Origin of the sequence: Xanthomonas sp. fls2-241-TYG-148, from assembly GCF_030208815.1 — a bacterium.
Classification (GTDB): Bacteria; Pseudomonadota; Gammaproteobacteria; order Xanthomonadales; family Xanthomonadaceae; genus Xanthomonas; species Xanthomonas campestris.
This window is the reverse complement of the sequence record NZ_JARVTE010000001.1, coordinates 792,193-808,046: the sequence shown is the minus strand read 5'-3', so window position 1 is coordinate 808,046 and position 15,854 is coordinate 792,193. Positions and strand designations below refer to the sequence as shown.

Below are 15,854 nucleotides of genomic sequence, written 5' to 3'. Positions count from 1 at the left end.
CCCGTGACCCAAGACTACAAAGCCACACTCCATCTGCCCGCCACGGACTTTCCGATGCGCGGCGACCTGCCCAAGCGCGAGCCGGCGATGCTGGAGCGCTGGGAGCGCGAGGGGCTGTACGCACAAGTGCGTGCCAATGCCGCCGGGCGCCCGCTGTTCGTGCTGCACGACGGCCCGCCGTATGCGAACGGGCAGATCCATCTGGGTCACGCGGTCAACAAGATCCTCAAGGACATCATCGTCAAGTCCAAGTACCTGGCTGGCTTCGATGCGCCTTACATCCCGGGCTGGGACTGCCATGGGCTGCCGATCGAAATCGCGATCGAGAAGAAGTTCGGCAAGGTCGGCGTGAAGCTGGACGCCGCGCAGTTCCGCCAGAAGTGCCGCGAGTACGCGACCGAGCAGATCGACCTGCAGCGGCGCGATTTCAAGCGCCTGGGCGTGATCGGCGACTGGGACAACCCATACAAGACGCTGGACTTCCGCTTCGAAGCCAATGAAATCCGCGCGCTGGCCAAGGTCATCGACAACGGCCACCTCACGCGCGGCGTCAAACCGGTGCACTGGTGCTTCGACTGCGGCTCGGCCTTGGCCGAGGCGGAAATCGAATACGCCGACAAGCTCTCGCCGACGGTGGACATCGCCTACCCGGCGCGTGATCCGGCCGCGATCGCTGCGGCATTCGGCGTCACGCTGCCTGCGGGTACGCAGGTGGCGGTGCCGATCTGGACCACCACGCCCTGGACGCTGCCGGCCTCGCTGGCGGTGAGCCTGGGTGCGGCCCTGGACTACGTGTTGGTGGAAGGCCCGGCCGACCACGGCCAGCCGCGCTGGCTGGTGATCGCCGAGGCGTTGGCCGGCAAGGCGCTGGCGCGCTATGGCGTCGAGGCGGTGGTGGTACATGGTCACGCCAAGGGCGCGGCGCTGGACCAGCTGCTGCTGGCGCACCCGTTCTATGCCGAACGCGACATCCCGCTGATCCTGGGCGATCACGTCTCCGACGACGACGGTACCGGTGCGGTGCATACCGCGCCGGGCCATGGCCAGGAGGACTACCAGGTCTCCAAAAAGTACGGTCTGCTGGAGCGCTACAGCGCCGCGCAGATCAACCCGATCGACGGGCGCGGCGTGTATCTGCCGTCCACCCCGCCGCTGGGCGACACCGTGCTGGCCGGGCTGCATATCTGGAAAGCCAACGACGTCATCATCGATGCGTTGCGCGACACCGGCGCATTGCTAGCTGCCAGCAAGATGGAGCACAGCTATCCGCATTGCTGGCGCCACAAGACGCCGATTGCCTTCCGCGCCACGCCGCAGTGGTTCATCTCGATGGAGCAGGCCAACCTGCGCGCCGATGCGCTCAAGGCCATCGAAACCGTGCATTGGTATCCATCGTGGGGCCAGGCGCGGATCGCCGGCATGATCGACGGGCGTCCGGACTGGACCATCTCGCGCCAGCGCACCTGGGGCGTGCCGATCGCGTTGTTCGTGCACCGCGAAACCGGCGAGCCGCATCCGCGTAGCACCGAGCTGATGCGGCAGGTGGCCGAGCGGGTGGAGCAGGGCGGCGTGGATGTCTGGTACACGCTGGACGCAGCCGAGCTGTTGGGCGATGAAGCCGGCGACTACGACAAGATCACCGACATCCTGGATGTGTGGTTCGACTCCGGCGTGACCCATGAGGCGGTGCTGGTGGACCGCGGCCTGCCCAAGCCGGCCGACCTGTATCTGGAAGGCTCCGATCAGCACCGCGGCTGGTTCCAGTCCTCGCTGCTGACCGGCGTGGCGATGGACAAGGCGGCGCCGTACAAGCAGTGCCTGACCCACGGCTTCACCGTGGACGAGCACGGCCGCAAGATGTCCAAGTCGCTGGGCAACGGCATCGAGCCGCAGGACATCATGAAGACCCTGGGCGCGGACATCCTGCGCCTGTGGATCGCCTCGGCCGATTACAGCAACGAGATGTCGCTGTCGCAGGAGATCCTCAAGCGCAATGCCGATGCCTACCGTCGCCTGCGCAATACCGCGCGTTTCCTGCTCGGCAATCTGCATGGGTTCGACCCGTTGCAGCATCTGGTGGCGCTGGACGACATGGTGCTGCTGGACCGCTGGATCGTGCATCGCGCGCACGAGCTGCAGGAGAAGATCACCGCCGCCTACGCGCGCTACGACTTCGCCGAAATCGTGCAGGCGCTGCTGAATTTCTGCAGCGTGGACCTGGGCTCGCTGTACCTGGACGTCACCAAGGACCGCCTGTACACGATGGCCGAAGATGCGCGCGGTCGCCGCTCGGCGCAGAGCGCGATGTATCACGTGGCCGAGGCGTTCGTGCGCTGGGTTGCGCCGGTGCTGAGCTTCACTGCCGAAGAACTGTGGGCGCACCTGCCGGGAGAGCACTCCGGCAACGTGCTGTTCGCCACCTGGTACGAGGGGCTGGCGCCGATGCCGGCCGACGCTGCACTGACCAGCGCCGACGTGGACAAGTTGCTGGCGCTGCGTGAGCAGGTGGCCAAGGTGCTGGAGCCGATGCGCGCCAATGGCGCGATCGGCGCGGCGCTGGAAGCGGAAATCACCGTGGCCGCCGACGCGCAGACCGCCGCGCGCTGGCAGCCGTTGAGCGATGAGCTGCGTTTCCTGTTCATCAGTGGCGACGTCACCGTGACCGCGGCCAGCACCGACGACATCTTCGTCAGTGCGCAGCCCACCACCAAGGCCAAGTGCGTACGCTGCTGGCACCACCAGGCCAGCGTGGGCAGCGACCCGCGGCACCCGGAGTTGTGCAGCCGCTGCGTCAGCAACATCGAAGGCCCGGGCGAGGAGCGTCGCTGGTTCTGATGCGGCTATGGCGTGGCGGCGTGCTGAGCGCGCCGCCGCGTCCGCTGCAGGGTTGCGGCGCCGGCCAGCTGTACGGTCCACGCGGTTCTGGTGGGCAGCCACCGTTCCTCAGTTTGCCCTGCGGCGGGCCCTGCAGCTGAAGCCCGGCGTGCAGTCCGGCATGGGGCAGGTCGGTTGGTTGTCCCGTGCGTGCCATCCTGTGTTGTTCCCGCCATCCAGGCCTCTTCTCCGCCACGGGGGAGGCCCCCTACTTGCGATATTTCGACATGAGTCAACGACCCAACCCGTCCGCCCTGATCTGGTTACTGCTTTCGGCTGTCGTGATCGGCCTGGATCAGTGGAGCAAGGCCTGGGTGCTGTCCAGCCTGCCCGAATACACCCCGGTGCCGGTCATCGACGGGTTCTGGAACTGGTACCGCACCTACAACACCGGGGCAGCCTTCAGCTTCCTGAGTGATGCCGGTGGCTGGCAGCTGTGGTTCTTCACCGCGCTGGCGGTCGGCATCAGTGGCCTGCTGGCGTTCTGGCTGTCGCGCACCGCGCGCGGCGACTGGCGCAGCGCAGTGCCGTACGCGCTGGTCATCGGCGGGGCGATCGGCAATGTGATCGACCGCCTGATGCACGGCCACGTGGTCGATTTCATCCAGTGGTATGTCGGCGAGCACACCTGGCCGTCGTTCAATATCGCCGACTCGGCGATCGTGGGTGGCGCGATCGGCATCGCACTGTTCGGTTTGTTCGACGGCAAGCGCAGTCGAAAAGCGGGATAATCCCGATCCATGCCCGCTGCGACGCTGCCTTGACGGGCACGCCGCAGCAAAGCGCCTGGCGCCGCGTTGTCGGCGGCCGCGCTCCCTGTTGAAAACGTCCGGCCATCGCGGCCGGGCTGTCGAGAGAAAAAGCTTATGGACGTCCTGCTCGCCAATCCCCGCGGCTTCTGCGCCGGTGTCGACCGCGCGATCGAGATCGTCAAGCGTGCGATCGAGACGCTGGGTGCGCCGATCTACGTGCGCCACGAGGTGGTGCACAACCGCTTCGTGGTCGACGACCTCAAGCAGCGCGGCGCCATCTTCGTCGAGGAACTGGACGAAGTGCCGGACGACGCCACGGTGATCTTCAGCGCCCACGGCGTCTCCCAGGCCGTGCGCGTGGAGGCCGAACGGCGCGGGCTGAAGGTGTTCGACGCAACCTGCCCGCTGGTGACCAAGGTGCATTTCGAAGTCGCCCGCCACTGCCGTGCCGGCCGCGACGTGGTGCTGATCGGCCATGCCGGGCATCCGGAAGTGGAGGGCACCATGGGTCAGTGGAGCCGCGAGCGCGGCCCCGGGCAGATCTACCTGGTGGAAGATATCGAGCAGGTCGCCACCTTGCAGGTGCGCCAGCCGGAGAACCTGGCCTACACGACCCAGACCACGCTGTCGGTGGACGACACCATGGGCATCATCGAGGCCTTGCGCGCGCGCTATCCGGCCATGCAGGGGCCAAAGCATGACGACATCTGCTACGCCACGCAGAACCGCCAGGACGCGGTGCGCGACCTGGCGCGGCAGTGCGATTTGGTGCTCGTGGTCGGTTCGCCCAACAGCTCCAACTCCAACCGGCTCAGCGAGCTGGCGCGCCGCGATGGGGTGGAGTCCTACCTGATCGACAACGCCAGCGAGATCGACCCGGCCTGGATCGTCGGCAAGCAGCATATCGGCCTGACGGCTGGCGCCTCGGCGCCGCAGGTGCTGGTCGACGGCGTGCTGGCGCGGCTGCGCGAGCTCGGTGCCAATGGCGTGTCCGAACTGGCGGGCGAGCCGGAGTCGATGGTGTTCGCCCTGCCCAAGGAGCTGCGGCTGCGGCTGGTCAGCTGAGGCGGGAGGCGCGCGCCAGGTCATCGGCGGAACATCCGCGCAGTTGCCTCACCGGCTCGGGTAAAGCCGAGCGCTGCGGAGGAGGGCGCAACGATCGTAGCGGCTGAGACGCAGGTGCGTGGCACAGCCGCGATACCCAAGGCGATTGACCGCAGCGGCGCTCCGCTCCTACAATTCACGGCTAGCCGGAATAGCTCAGTTGGTAGAGCGGCGCATTCGTAATGCGTAGGTCGTAGGTTCGATTCCTATTTCCGGCACCATCGCTTCATCACTGGGTCGACCTTTGGTCGGCCCAGTTGCGTTTGGGCGCTGTGCGCGTCGACGCTGGAATTTTAAGGGCATCGCGTAGGTTCTCTGCCCACTGCACGACGGCCGCAACTGGCCGTATTCCCTGCACTTTGACGCGCTGCGACAACATGTCGCACACATCTGCGCGCATTCATTGCGATGGATCATTGCCAATGGGTTTCGTGCAGGTGCAGCAAAGACTAAAATTAGGGAGCTAACCCGTGTCTTCGATCTGGGCCGCCATCTCCACCGGGAGCGGGCTGTTCAAAACGCCGCTGGCGGATCCGACGAACGAGGCTGGCGTTCCTTCGCACTTGGATCGACCGATGATTCCGTTGAAACATCTCGGGCGTGTACTTCGTCCAGGTCTGATGTTGCCGTTCCTGCTGTTGGCAGGCTGCAACTCGGCCATCCTCAATCCGAAAGGCCAGATCGGCCACGACGAGAAGCAACTGCTGATCACCTCGGTGGTGCTGATGCTGATCGTGGTGATCCCGGTGATCGTCATGGCGATTGCGTTCGCGTGGAAATACCGCGCGTCCAACACCAAGGCGCGCTACGAGCCGGATTGGTCGCACTCCACCGCGATCGAGGTGGTGGTCTGGTCGATCCCGTGCGTGATCATCCTGGTGCTGGCGGTGCTGACCTGGCGCTCTTCGCATGCGCTGGACCCGTACCGGCCGCTGGATTCGGACGTCAAGCCTCTCAACATCGAGGCGGTGTCGCTGGACTGGAAGTGGATGTTCATCATGCCCGACCAGAACATCGCCACGGTCAACGAAATCGCCGTGCCGGTGCATACGCCGCTGAACTTCAAGATCACCTCCGATACGGTGATGAACTCGTTCTTCATCCCGCACCTGGGCACCATGATCTACGCGATGGCGGGCATGGAAACCAAGCTGCACCTGGTGGCCAACGAACCGGGTGAGTACTTCGGCCTGTCCACCAACTACAGCGGTCACGGCTTCTCGAAGATGAGCTTCACCGTGCACGCCACCGATCAGGCCGGCTTCGATGCGTGGGTAGCCAAGGTCAAGGCCTCGCCGAAGGCGCTGGACGCCGCCGAGTACCAGGTGCTGGCCGCCAACCGCAACGACAAGGAACAGTATCCGGTCACCTACTACTCGTCGGTGCAGGACGGCATGTTCCGCTCGCTGGTCGACAAATACATGAATGGTCCGGGCCACAGTAAAGGCCATGGCGACCATCAGGCATCGGCTGCAGAGCCTGTTGCCATGTGCACTTCTGGAGACAAGTGATGCTAGGCAAACTTACGATCGAGGCGGTTCCGTACCACGAGCCGATCATCATGATCGCCCTCGGTGGCGCCGGCCTGCTTGGCCTGCTCATCGCAGGTGCCATCACCAAGTACAAGCTGTGGGGCTACTTGTGGAATGAGTGGTTCACCTCGGTGGATCACAAGCGCATCGGTGTGATGTACATCATCGTGGCGCTGGTCATGTTGCTGCGCGGCTTTGCCGACGCGGCCATGATGCGCACCCAGCAGGCGCTGGCCGGTGGCGGTGGCGAAGGCGTGCTGCCGCCGCACCACTACGACCAGATCTTTACCGCGCACGGCGTGATCATGATCTTCTTCATGGCCATGCCGTTCATGACCGGCCTGTTGAACCTGATCGTGCCGCTGCAGATCGGCGCACGCGACGTGGCGTTTCCGTTCCTGAACTCGCTGAGCTTCTGGCTGTTCGTGGCCGGTGCGGCGCTGATCAACATCTCGCTGGGTGTTGGTGAGTTTGCGCAGACCGGTTGGCTGGCGTATCCGCCGTTGTCGGGGCTGGAATACAGTCCAGGCGTTGGCGTGGACTACTACATCTGGGCGTTGCAGGTCTCCGGGTTAGGCACGTTGCTGACCGGCGTGAACTTCTTCGTGACGATCATGCGCATGCGCGCTCCGGGCATGACCCTGATGCGCATGCCGATCTTCACCTGGACCGCGCTGATCACCAACATCCTGATCATCGCTGCGTTCCCGATCCTGACCGTGGCGCTGGCGCTGCTGGGTGCCGACCGTTACCTGGGCACGCACTTCTTTACTAACGACGGTGGCGGCAACGCCATGATGTACGTCAACCTGATCTGGATCTGGGGTCATCCGGAGGTCTACATCCTGATCCTGCCGGCGTTCGGCATCTTCTCCGAGTTGATTGCCACCTACAGCCGCAAGCGCCTGTTCGGTTACACCTCGATGGTCTATGCCACTGCGTGTATCGGCGTGCTGTCGTTCGTGGTGTGGTTGCACCACTTCTTCACCATGGGCTCGGGTGCAAACGTCAATGCCTTCTTCGGCATCACGACGATGATCATCTCGATCCCGACCGGCGTGAAGATCTTCAACTGGCTGTTCACCATGTTCCGCGGTCGTGTGCACATGACCTCGCCGGTGCTGTGGACGATCGGCTTCATCATCACCTTCTCCATCGGTGGCATGACCGGCGTGATGCTGGCTATCCCGGCCGTGGACTTCGTGCTGCACAACAGCCTGTTCCTGATCGCCCACTTCCATAACGTGATCATCGGCGGTGTGGTGTTCGGTTACCTGGCAGGTCTGACCTACTGGTTCCCGAAGGCGTTCGGCTTCAAGCTCAACGAAAAGCTGGGCAAGGCCTCGTTCTGGTGCTGGATCATCGGCTTCTTCGTGGCCTTCATGCCGCTGTACGTGCTTGGCTTCATGGGCATGACGCGTCGCATGAACACCTACAACCACCCCGAGTGGGCGCCGTGGCTGTACGTGGCCGCCGCAGGTGCAGCGATCATCGGCCTGGGTATCTTCTTGAACCTGGTGCAGATCGCTTACAGCGTCTGGAAGCGCAAGGACAACATGGACCACACCGGTGATCCGTGGGATGGCCGTACGCTGGAATGGGCGACCTCCTCGCCGCCGCCGTTCTACAACTTCGCCGTGCTGCCGCACATCGATGATCGCGACCAGTTCTGGGGCGACAAGCAGAATGGCAAGGGCTGGGTGCGTCCGTCCTCGTACGAGCCCATCCACATGCCGCGCAACACCGGTGCAGGCGTCTACATCGCCGCCTTCAGCGTGCTGCTGGGCTTTGGTCTGACCTGGCACATCTGGTGGCTGGCGATCGTGGGCCTGGCGGGCATGATCGGCAGCTTCATCGCCCGGTCCTTCGATGACGACATCGATTACTGGGTGCCGGCCGAGGAAGTGAAGCGCATCGAAGACGCGCGCTTTGCCAAGCTCGAACAGCAACATGCGGCTCAGGCCGCGAAGGCGATCTGACCATGTCCTCCACGACCACGCTTGACCACCACGGCGCCCACGCGGGCGGCCACGATCACGACCACGAGCATCACGACGGCGGTGGCAACACCGTCTTCGGGTTCTGGGTCTACCTGATGAGCGACTGCCTGCTGTTCGCCGGCCTGTTCGCCACCTACGCGGTGCTGTCCGGCGCCACGGTGGACGGACCGACGGCGAAGGAGCTGTTCGACCTGAAGTTCGTGCTGGTGGAAACCTTCCTGCTGTTGTTCAGTAGCTTGAGCTTCGGCTTCGCCATGATCTCCGCGCACAAGCGCAAGATGGCCGGCCTGTACGGCTGGCTGGCGGTCACCGCGCTGCTGGGTATCGGCTTCCTGTGCATGGAAATCTGGGAGTTCAACCACCTGATCCATGAAGGTGCGGGCCCGGGGCGTAGTGCGTTCCTGTCGGCCTTCTTCTTCCTGGTGGGCACCCACGGCCTGCACGTGGCGTCCGGGCTGTTGTGGATGGCGGTGCTGGTGATCCAGATCTCCAAGAACGGCCTGACCGCGCGCAACAGCACGCGTCTGGCCTGCCTGAGCCTGTTCTGGCACTTCCTGGACATCATCTGGATCGGTGTGTTCACCGTTGTCTATCTGCTGGGAGCGCTGTAATGGCCAATCACCACCACACCGAAAACGCTGCCGACGCGCATGCCGGCGGCCTGAAGTCCTACCTGATCGGCTTCGTCATGGCCGTGATCCTCACCGTCATCCCGTTTGCGATGGTGATGAGTGGGGCGTTCTCCAAGGGCGTCACCGTCATCGTGATCTCGGTCATGGCTGCCGTGCAGATGCTGGTGCACATGGTGTACTTCCTGCACATGGACCGTACGCCGGAGCAGCGTTCCAACGTGCAAGTGGGCCTGTTCTCGCTGCTGATCATCGGCATCGTGATCGTGGGTTCGCTGTGGGTGCTGCACAACATGAACGTCAACATGATGCATTGAGACGGCAGCCACGCCGGATCACTGAAAGCCGCCGGAGCTCCGGCGGCTTTTTTTTTGCCCGGCAATCCATCGCAGCATGACCAATGGCATACGGGGGAAGCGCTGGCGTGCGCTTAGCATCGAAGGCTGCCTGATCCAGGTCCCAACGGAATCGCGATGAACGTCCCCACTGTCTTGTCCTTGTCGCTGCTCGCGGCGCTGTCCCTGCCTGCCGCCGCACAGACCGCCGCGCCGCAGGATGTGCCGTTCGAAGGCACCTTGAAGATCGACGTCGATGCCACCGATCTGCAGCACCGCATCTTCAAGGTCAAGACCACCATGCCGGCCAAGCCGGGCCCGATGACCCTGCTTTATCCGCAGTGGATCCCGGGCAACCATTCGCCTACCGGCCCGATCGACAAACTGGCCGGCCTGGTGATCAAGGTCGATGGCAAGGTGGTGCCCTGGACGCGCGACCAGTTCGATGTCTACGCCTTCAAGGTGGACGTGCCGCAAGGCGCCAGCGAGCTGGTGGCCGAATTCAAGTTCCTCTCGCCGCAGGCCAGCAGCCAGGGCCGGGTGATGATGACCCCGGAAATGCTCAACCTGCAGTGGAATACCACGGCGCTGTATCCGGCGGGCTACTTCGCGCGCAACATCAAGGCGCAGGCCAGCGTGACCTTGCCGGCGGGCTGGAGCTATGCCACGGCCATGGAAACCGAACGCCGGGTGGGCGATACGGTGACCTTCAAGCCGATCGACTTCGATGACCTGGTCGACTCGCCGATGTTTGCCGGCAAGTACTACAAGCGGGTCGAATTGAGCGCCGGCAAGCAGCCGGTGTATCTCAACGTCTTTGCCGACGAAGCCAAATCGCTGAACGCCAAGCCCGAGCAGATCAAGGCGCACGCCGCGTTGGTGCAGCAAATGGACAAGCTGTATGGCGCGCGGCATTTCGACCACTACGAATTTTTGCTGGCGCTGACCAAGAAGCTGGGCGGCATCGGCCTGGAGCATCACCGTTCCAGCGAGAACAGCGGTGCACCGAACTACTTCACCGAGTGGGACAAGAGCTGGACCGGGCGCGACTTGCTGGCGCATGAGTTCAATCATTCCTGGAACGGCAAATACCGCCGCGGCGCGGATCTGGCGACGCCGAATTTCAATGTGCCGATGGGCGACAGCCTGCTGTGGCTGTATGAAGGCCAGACCCAGTTCTGGGGCGAAGTGATGTCGGCGCGCTCCGGCCTGTGGACGCAGGAACAGGCGCGCGAGATGCTGGCCGGCGTAGCCGCACAATACGAGCGTGGCCGCCCCGGTATGGCGTGGCGCACAGTGCAGGACACCACCAACGACCCGACCATGTCGATGCGCCGCCCCAAGGCGTACCGCAACTATCAAATGTCGGAAGACTATTACTCCGGCGGCCAGATGATGTGGCTGGAAGTGGATAGCAAACTGCGCGCGTTGACCAACAACAAGCGCTCCATCGATGACTTCGGCAAGGCGTTCTTCGGCATGAAGAACGGCGATTGGGACGTCAATCCGTACACGTTTGATGACATCGTCAGCACCCTCAACGGCGTGGCTGCCTTCGACTGGGCGAGCTTCCTGCGCAGTCGCATGGATGGGCATGGTTCGTTGATCGGCGGCATCGAAGCCAATGGCTGGAAGCTGGTCTACAACGACGAGCCGAACCTGGCCACCAAGACCGACGAGAGCGACGACAAGGACGCCAGCCTGACCTATTCGCTTGGCATGTCGTTGAAAGCCTCGGGCGATATCAGCGATGTGCTCTGGGACGGCCCGGCCTTCAATGCGGGCCTGATCACGGGCAATACGATCGTGGCGGTCAACGGCCGCGCTTTCAGTAGTGACGTGATCAAGGACGCGATCAAGGACGCCAAGGGAACCACCGCGCCGATCGAGCTGCTGGTCAAGCGGCTTGACCGCTACGACACAGTACGCATCGATTACCACGGCGGGCTGCTGTATCCGCATCTTGAGCGGATTGCCGGCAAACCGGACCGTTTGAGCGAGCTGTACAAGGCGCGTTGAATGTAGCGCTGCGCCGGCATCCTGCATGCGTGCAGGATGCCGGTGTTGAGCTGGATGATCGTCGATGGATGAGCGGTGCTTGTTCGGCTGAAGCAGTCTGGTGAGTGGGCGTCGCTCGCTCACCTTTCTGCTCACTGGGCGGGCTGCTTGCAGAAGTCGTAGTGGTTTAGATGCGTCTTTTCTGCTGTCAGGGCCTTTGTTCGCGCCATGCATGCCGCCGCATGTCGCTACGCAGAGTGACGGCGTCCTCCCGGTTTATGTCTGGATGCCGGAACCATCTGCGTGGGTTTCCTGCATCGACGCCAGAGCGATTCCATGCATGCCGCAGGCGGGTAGTTCTGGTCGCGAGCTGCGAGCAGCATTCTCGAATCCCGAATCCCGAATCCCGAATCCCGAATCCCGAATCCGCGACGCGCAGTGCGCTCGGCATTGGGACTGAGTAATCGAATGGCGTGCATCAACGGTCGATGCCGCACCGTCTGGACCCGCAACCGCTGACACATCACACCGCGATTGGCTGACGCCAGTCTCCGGCCCAGGTCGCGCACGGTGAGACCCGCGGCAGCTATGCTTCGGCTTCAAAAGCAACGGCAAGAAGATGATGGCGAAGGCGAAGACGGCCTATGTCTGCGGCGAATGCGGCGCCGAGTACACCAAGTGGCAGGGGCAGTGCACCGAGTGCGGGGTGTGGAACACGCTCAGCGAGATCGTGCTGGAAAGCGCCACGCCCGGCGGCAAGGCCTCGCCAGCGGCGTCGCGACGCAGCGGCTGGGCGGGCAAGACCGAAGCGCCCAAGATCACCGCGCTCAAGGATGTGCAGCAGTCCGAGCAGGCGCGGGTGTCCACCGGCATCGGCGAGTTCGATCGTGTGCTTGGCGGCGGTCTGGTCGAGGGTGCGGTGGTGCTGATCGGCGGCGACCCGGGTATCGGCAAGTCGACGTTGTTGCTGCAGGCACTGGCCAGCATGGCCAGCACGCTGCCGGTGTTGTACGTCACCGGCGAAGAGTCGCTGGCCCAGGTGGCCGGTCGCGCGGTGCGTCTGGACCTGCCGCTGGAAGGGTTGAATGCGCTGGCCGAAACCGGGATCGAGAACATCCTGCAGCACGCCAGCGTGGCGCGGCCCAAATTGATCGTGGCCGATTCGGTGCAGACACTGTGGACCGAGTCGTTGACCGCCGCGCCCGGCTCGGTCAGCCAGGTGCGCGAGAGCGCCGCGCGGCTCGTGCGTTATGCCAAGGAAACCGGCACGGCGGTGTTCCTGGTCGGGCATGTCACCAAGGAGGGCGGCATCGCCGGCCCCCGCGTGCTCGAGCACATGGTGGATGCGGTGCTGTATTTCGAGGGCGAAAGCGGCAGCCGCTTCCGCTTGCTGCGTGCGTTCAAGAACCGCTTCGGTGCGGTCAACGAGCTGGGCGTGTTTGCGATGGGGGAGAAGGGCCTCAAGGAGGTCTCCAACCCCTCGGCGATCTTCCTGTCCGGCGGCAGCACCCATCAGCCGGGCAGTTGCGTGATGGTCACTCGCGAAGGCACGCGCCCGTTGATGGTGGAGGTGCAGGCGCTGGTGGATGCCTCGCCGTTGTCCAATCCACGCCGGGTAGCGGTGGGGCTGGAGCAGAACCGCCTGGCGATGTTGCTGGCGGTGCTGCACCGGCATGGTGGCATCGTGGTCGGCGACCAGGACGTGTTCGTCAACGTGGTCGGCGGTATCCGGGTACAGGAGACCGCCGCCGACTTGCCGGTGCTGCTGGCGGTGTTGTCGTCGTTGCGCGACCGGCCACTGGCCGAGAAGACGATCGCCTTCGGTGAGGTAGGGTTGTCGGGAGAGATTCGCCCGGTGCCCAACGGCGAGGACCGCCTGAAGGAGGCGGCGACGCACGGCTTCAAGCGCGCGATCGTGCCCAAGGCCAATGCGCCGAAGGCGTCCAGCATCAAGGGCATGGAGATCGTTGCCGTGGAGCGATTGAGCCAGGCCCTGGAAGCGGCTGCGGAGTAACCCCGCAGCGCCACCGACGTTGTCGCTATGCCGCTGCCTGGTTGCTCGCCTCTACCCGGCTCGCCGCTGCGGGCGGCGTAGGTGCTACGCCTCCACGTTCTGCAAGCTGCAGCTCTCCGCAGCGCCAAGTGCGGTAGGGGAAGAGCGTGCGGCCGTGCGGGTCAGCAGTAGCGCCGGGCCCGACCGCTCGTCGGACAGTGCCGGCGATACGCGCCAGAGCGTAAAGAAAACGTTTTCACCAGACTGCGGCTATGGCACCATGCGCGGCCCGTTGCACTGTGCACCGGATCACACACACCGCTTATTGCTCGTCACCAGGAGACTCACGATGGAATGGATGTTGCTGCCGCTCAAGCGTTACGCCGACTTCAATGGTCGTTCGCGCCGCAAGGAATATTGGATGTTCATGCTGCTGCAGGCCATCATCCTGCTGGTGCTGGGTGGTCTTTTCGGCATCGCAGCGGCAGTGGGCGGCGGCGATAACGGCCCGGGCGCGCTGGCCTGGGTGGTCTTTGCGATCATGATGATCGTGGTGCTGGCGATGGTGGTGCCGAGCATTGCGGTGAGCGTGCGTCGCTTCCACGACCAGGGCAAGTCCGGCTGGTTCTATCTGATCAGCCTGGTGCCTTACCTCGGCGGCTTCATCGTGTTGGTGTTTATGTGCCTGGAGGGCACGCCCGGCCCGAACGAGTACGGCGAGAGCCCGAAGCAGTAAGTTTTTCTAAATTGCAAAAAAACAACGGCGCCAAGGGAAACCTGGCGCCGTTGTCGTTTATGGGTGTTTGCATCGGTGCGGTAATGCAATGGCAGCAGCGGGGGGTGCCATGCGGCGCAAGCTTGATCAGGAGCGGCAGGGGATCTGGCGAGATGCCGCCTTGTTGCTGGACATCAACGCTCTGCAGGAATGACCAATATTTCCGGTGTGGGCGATGCCGCAACGACGGCGGCCGAAGCGCTGCTCCATGCGGCGCAGTGGCCTCGCATTACTGACATTGCTGCCTCGAACGTACACGTCTGTGCTGACTGCGAAGGCCAAGTCTTCATGAGTAGTCGCAACACGAACGAACCCCATCGACCGTGTGCATGACGCCGCGTCGATGCAGCCAAACATTCTGACTCAGGCGAGCTCCGTCAAGACATCAACAACGCCTGCACCGCCGTGCTTATCTCCAAGCAGAGCAGCCGCAGCTCAGCAAGCTGCGGTGCGATTGACCGTATTGGATGTCATGCCCTTGGAAGGTGCCGCCGTGTTGCCGTCCGACAGCGCCAGTTCGAGCTTGTAGCCATGCGAATACACGGTGCGGATGCGCACAGCACCACTGTGATTGCACAGGCGCAGTTTCTTGCGCAGCTTGTAGATGTGCTGTTCCATGGTGCGGTCGGTGAACTCGGTATGGCTACCCCAGACCGCCTTGGCCAGCTGGCAGCGACGGAAGCACACGCCCGGGTTCGAAAACAGTAGCCAGGCAATGGAGAACTCGCGTGCGGTCAATGCAATCGCGGTTTCGTGCAGGTACACCGTGTTTTTCTCGCGGAGCAGCTGATACGGGCCCACCTTGATCTGCTGTGCCTGGATGCAGGTGGTTTCCATGGGCGCGATGGCTAGCGACGCGCGCACATGCAGCTCGTGCGAGTTGACTGGCAGGCTGAGCACTTCGTGGGCACCGGCGCGATACCAGGCCAGCAAGTCGTCAGGGCATTCGAAACGGCCCAGTACGACCAATGGGGTGGGGTGACCGCTGTGGCAGCGCTGCCAGGCGAGCAGGGAGCTGTCGTCCGATGCCACGCAATGGGCATCGAAGACCAGAAGCTCGCACGGCGAGTGGCGCAGGCAGCGCAGCAGTTCGAGTTCGTCGGAAAAGATCGTGACCTCTGGGACCAGAGTCGCCAGGCTGGCGTTGATCTGTGATGCCAGCCGCGCGTCCTGCGTCAGTACGAATGCCGATCCCTGGCGGTCATTCGCAGCGGCGTCCATCACTCGCGCGCCCACGCCGGCGGTACGGGCGCAGCCCAGACCATGGAATTGAGCACAACACGCTTACTAAAGGTATCCAGGCACATAGCCATATCACTCGACCGCTTCGGGGGGATCTGAGCCAGCGTCAGACGAATGGTATGTACCATTGCGGAGGCGAAAAGTTTCGTTGCCTAGCGCGAATTCCGATCAGCGGAGCCATCCGCTTTAGCGGGTGGTCAGTTAGCCGCAACACAGCTCTTACTCTCTAGTTATGCAATCGTCGTCTGACGCATAGGGCTGGTTGGGGCGTTTTAGTTCGGTCGGGTTGCTGCACAGAAAACCCCATGCTGGAGCGGCGGCATGCCAACGTGCAGGTGTAGACCAAGGTATAGAGATTTTGCTGACTCCGTGTGCGAGAAAGAATATCTCCGGGCACTTAACCATCGCGCCGCTGAACAAAATGCTCTTGTAATTACGGGTGGACCGGCGAATCGCCGGAAAACAGCGTGTGCCCACATTGCACTGGATTAACGGCCATTTGACATTGAGCGCGAGTGATCGCAGATGTTTAGCGCGCCTTCGCGCATCTGCGTGCCGAATACCGCATCCGTACGCCCATGCATCGTCTTGTGATGCACCGTCAAGATACGCCGGCGCAT

The 15,854-nt window shown here is 63.4% G+C and carries 11 protein-coding genes and 1 tRNA gene; 11 read left to right on the top strand and 1 reads right to left on the bottom strand.

Going from position 1 to position 15,854, the window contains the following annotated elements:
- Window positions 1-3: 3 nt before the first annotated feature.
- The 11 genes from ileS (at window position 4) to QRM60_RS03590 (ending at window position 13,953) form a co-directional block, all read left to right on the top strand.
- Window positions 4-2,835: an isoleucine--tRNA ligase gene (gene ileS / locus QRM60_RS03640; protein WP_285445623.1), complete on the top strand. Its 2,832-nt coding sequence runs from the start codon at window positions 4-6 to the stop codon at window positions 2,833-2,835.
- A 266-nt stretch (window positions 2,836-3,101) separates the two neighbouring features.
- On the top strand, window positions 3,102-3,605 hold the full coding sequence (lspA, locus tag QRM60_RS03635; RefSeq protein ID WP_011036354.1) for a signal peptidase II: 504 nt from the start codon (window positions 3,102-3,104) through the stop codon (window positions 3,603-3,605).
- 135 nt (window positions 3,606-3,740) lie between these two features.
- Entirely contained in the window at window positions 3,741-4,691 is a 951-nt protein-coding gene (ispH, locus tag QRM60_RS03630; protein WP_103702636.1) for a 4-hydroxy-3-methylbut-2-enyl diphosphate reductase, read from the top strand.
- Between the two features lie 184 nt (window positions 4,692-4,875).
- Window positions 4,876-4,951, top strand: a tRNA-Thr gene (locus QRM60_RS03625).
- A 354-nt stretch (window positions 4,952-5,305) separates the two neighbouring features.
- On the top strand, window positions 5,306-6,241 hold the full coding sequence (gene cyoA, locus QRM60_RS03620) for a ubiquinol oxidase subunit II (protein ID WP_103702634.1): 936 nt from the start codon (window positions 5,306-5,308) through the stop codon (window positions 6,239-6,241).
- The gene (gene cyoB / locus QRM60_RS03615) at window positions 6,241-8,241 is read left to right on the top strand and encodes a cytochrome o ubiquinol oxidase subunit I (RefSeq protein ID WP_042596792.1); all 2,001 of its coding nucleotides are present in this window, start codon (window positions 6,241-6,243) and stop codon (window positions 8,239-8,241) included. The genes cyoA and cyoB overlap by 1 nt, the downstream gene beginning before the upstream one ends.
- On the top strand, window positions 8,238-8,873 hold the full coding sequence (gene cyoC, locus QRM60_RS03610; protein WP_172666290.1) for a cytochrome o ubiquinol oxidase subunit III: 636 nt from the start codon (window positions 8,238-8,240) through the stop codon (window positions 8,871-8,873). Before cyoB ends, cyoC begins: the two co-directional genes overlap by 4 nt.
- Window positions 8,873-9,208: a cytochrome o ubiquinol oxidase subunit IV gene (gene cyoD, locus QRM60_RS03605; protein ID WP_011036359.1), complete on the top strand. Its 336-nt coding sequence runs from the start codon at window positions 8,873-8,875 to the stop codon at window positions 9,206-9,208. The genes cyoC and cyoD overlap by 1 nt, the downstream gene beginning before the upstream one ends.
- Before the next feature lie 156 nt (window positions 9,209-9,364).
- Window positions 9,365-11,245: a tetratricopeptide repeat protein gene (locus QRM60_RS03600; protein WP_285445622.1), complete on the top strand. Its 1,881-nt coding sequence runs from the start codon at window positions 9,365-9,367 to the stop codon at window positions 11,243-11,245.
- A 601-nt stretch (window positions 11,246-11,846) separates the two neighbouring features.
- Window positions 11,847-13,238: a DNA repair protein RadA gene (radA, locus tag QRM60_RS03595; protein ID WP_043922114.1), complete on the top strand. Its 1,392-nt coding sequence runs from the start codon at window positions 11,847-11,849 to the stop codon at window positions 13,236-13,238.
- A gap of 328 nt (window positions 13,239-13,566) precedes the next feature.
- Window positions 13,567-13,953, top strand: coding sequence for a DUF805 domain-containing protein (locus tag QRM60_RS03590; protein WP_115000798.1), 387 nt, complete (start codon window positions 13,567-13,569; stop codon window positions 13,951-13,953).
- Between the two features lie 474 nt (window positions 13,954-14,427).
- Here QRM60_RS03590 and QRM60_RS03585 read toward each other — a convergent pair whose 3' ends face one another.
- On the bottom strand, window positions 14,428-15,213 hold the full coding sequence (locus QRM60_RS03585) for a response regulator transcription factor (protein WP_103702731.1): 786 nt from the start codon (window positions 15,211-15,213) through the stop codon (window positions 14,428-14,430).
- Window positions 15,214-15,854: the final 641 nt, after the last annotated feature.

Excerpts from the sequence above, each read along its gene's own strand:
- lspA (WP_011036354.1), top strand. The coding sequence starts at position 3,102 with ATGAGTCAACGACCCAACCCGTCCGCCCTGATCTGGTTACTGCTTTCG.
- ispH (WP_103702636.1), top strand. The coding sequence starts at position 3,741 with ATGGACGTCCTGCTCGCCAATCCCCGCGGCTTCTGCGCCGGTGTCGAC.
- cyoA (WP_103702634.1), top strand. The coding sequence starts at position 5,306 with ATGATTCCGTTGAAACATCTCGGGCGTGTACTTCGTCCAGGTCTGATG.
- cyoB (WP_042596792.1), top strand. The coding sequence starts at position 6,241 with ATGCTAGGCAAACTTACGATCGAGGCGGTTCCGTACCACGAGCCGATC.
- cyoD (WP_011036359.1), top strand. The coding sequence starts at position 8,873 with ATGGCCAATCACCACCACACCGAAAACGCTGCCGACGCGCATGCCGGC.
- QRM60_RS03600 (WP_285445622.1), top strand. The coding sequence starts at position 9,365 with ATGAACGTCCCCACTGTCTTGTCCTTGTCGCTGCTCGCGGCGCTGTCC.
- radA (WP_043922114.1), top strand. The coding sequence starts at position 11,847 with ATGGCGAAGGCGAAGACGGCCTATGTCTGCGGCGAATGCGGCGCCGAG.
- QRM60_RS03590 (WP_115000798.1), top strand. The coding sequence starts at position 13,567 with ATGGAATGGATGTTGCTGCCGCTCAAGCGTTACGCCGACTTCAATGGT.
- QRM60_RS03585 (WP_103702731.1), bottom strand. The coding sequence starts at position 15,213 with ATGGACGCCGCTGCGAATGACCGCCAGGGATCGGCATTCGTACTGACG.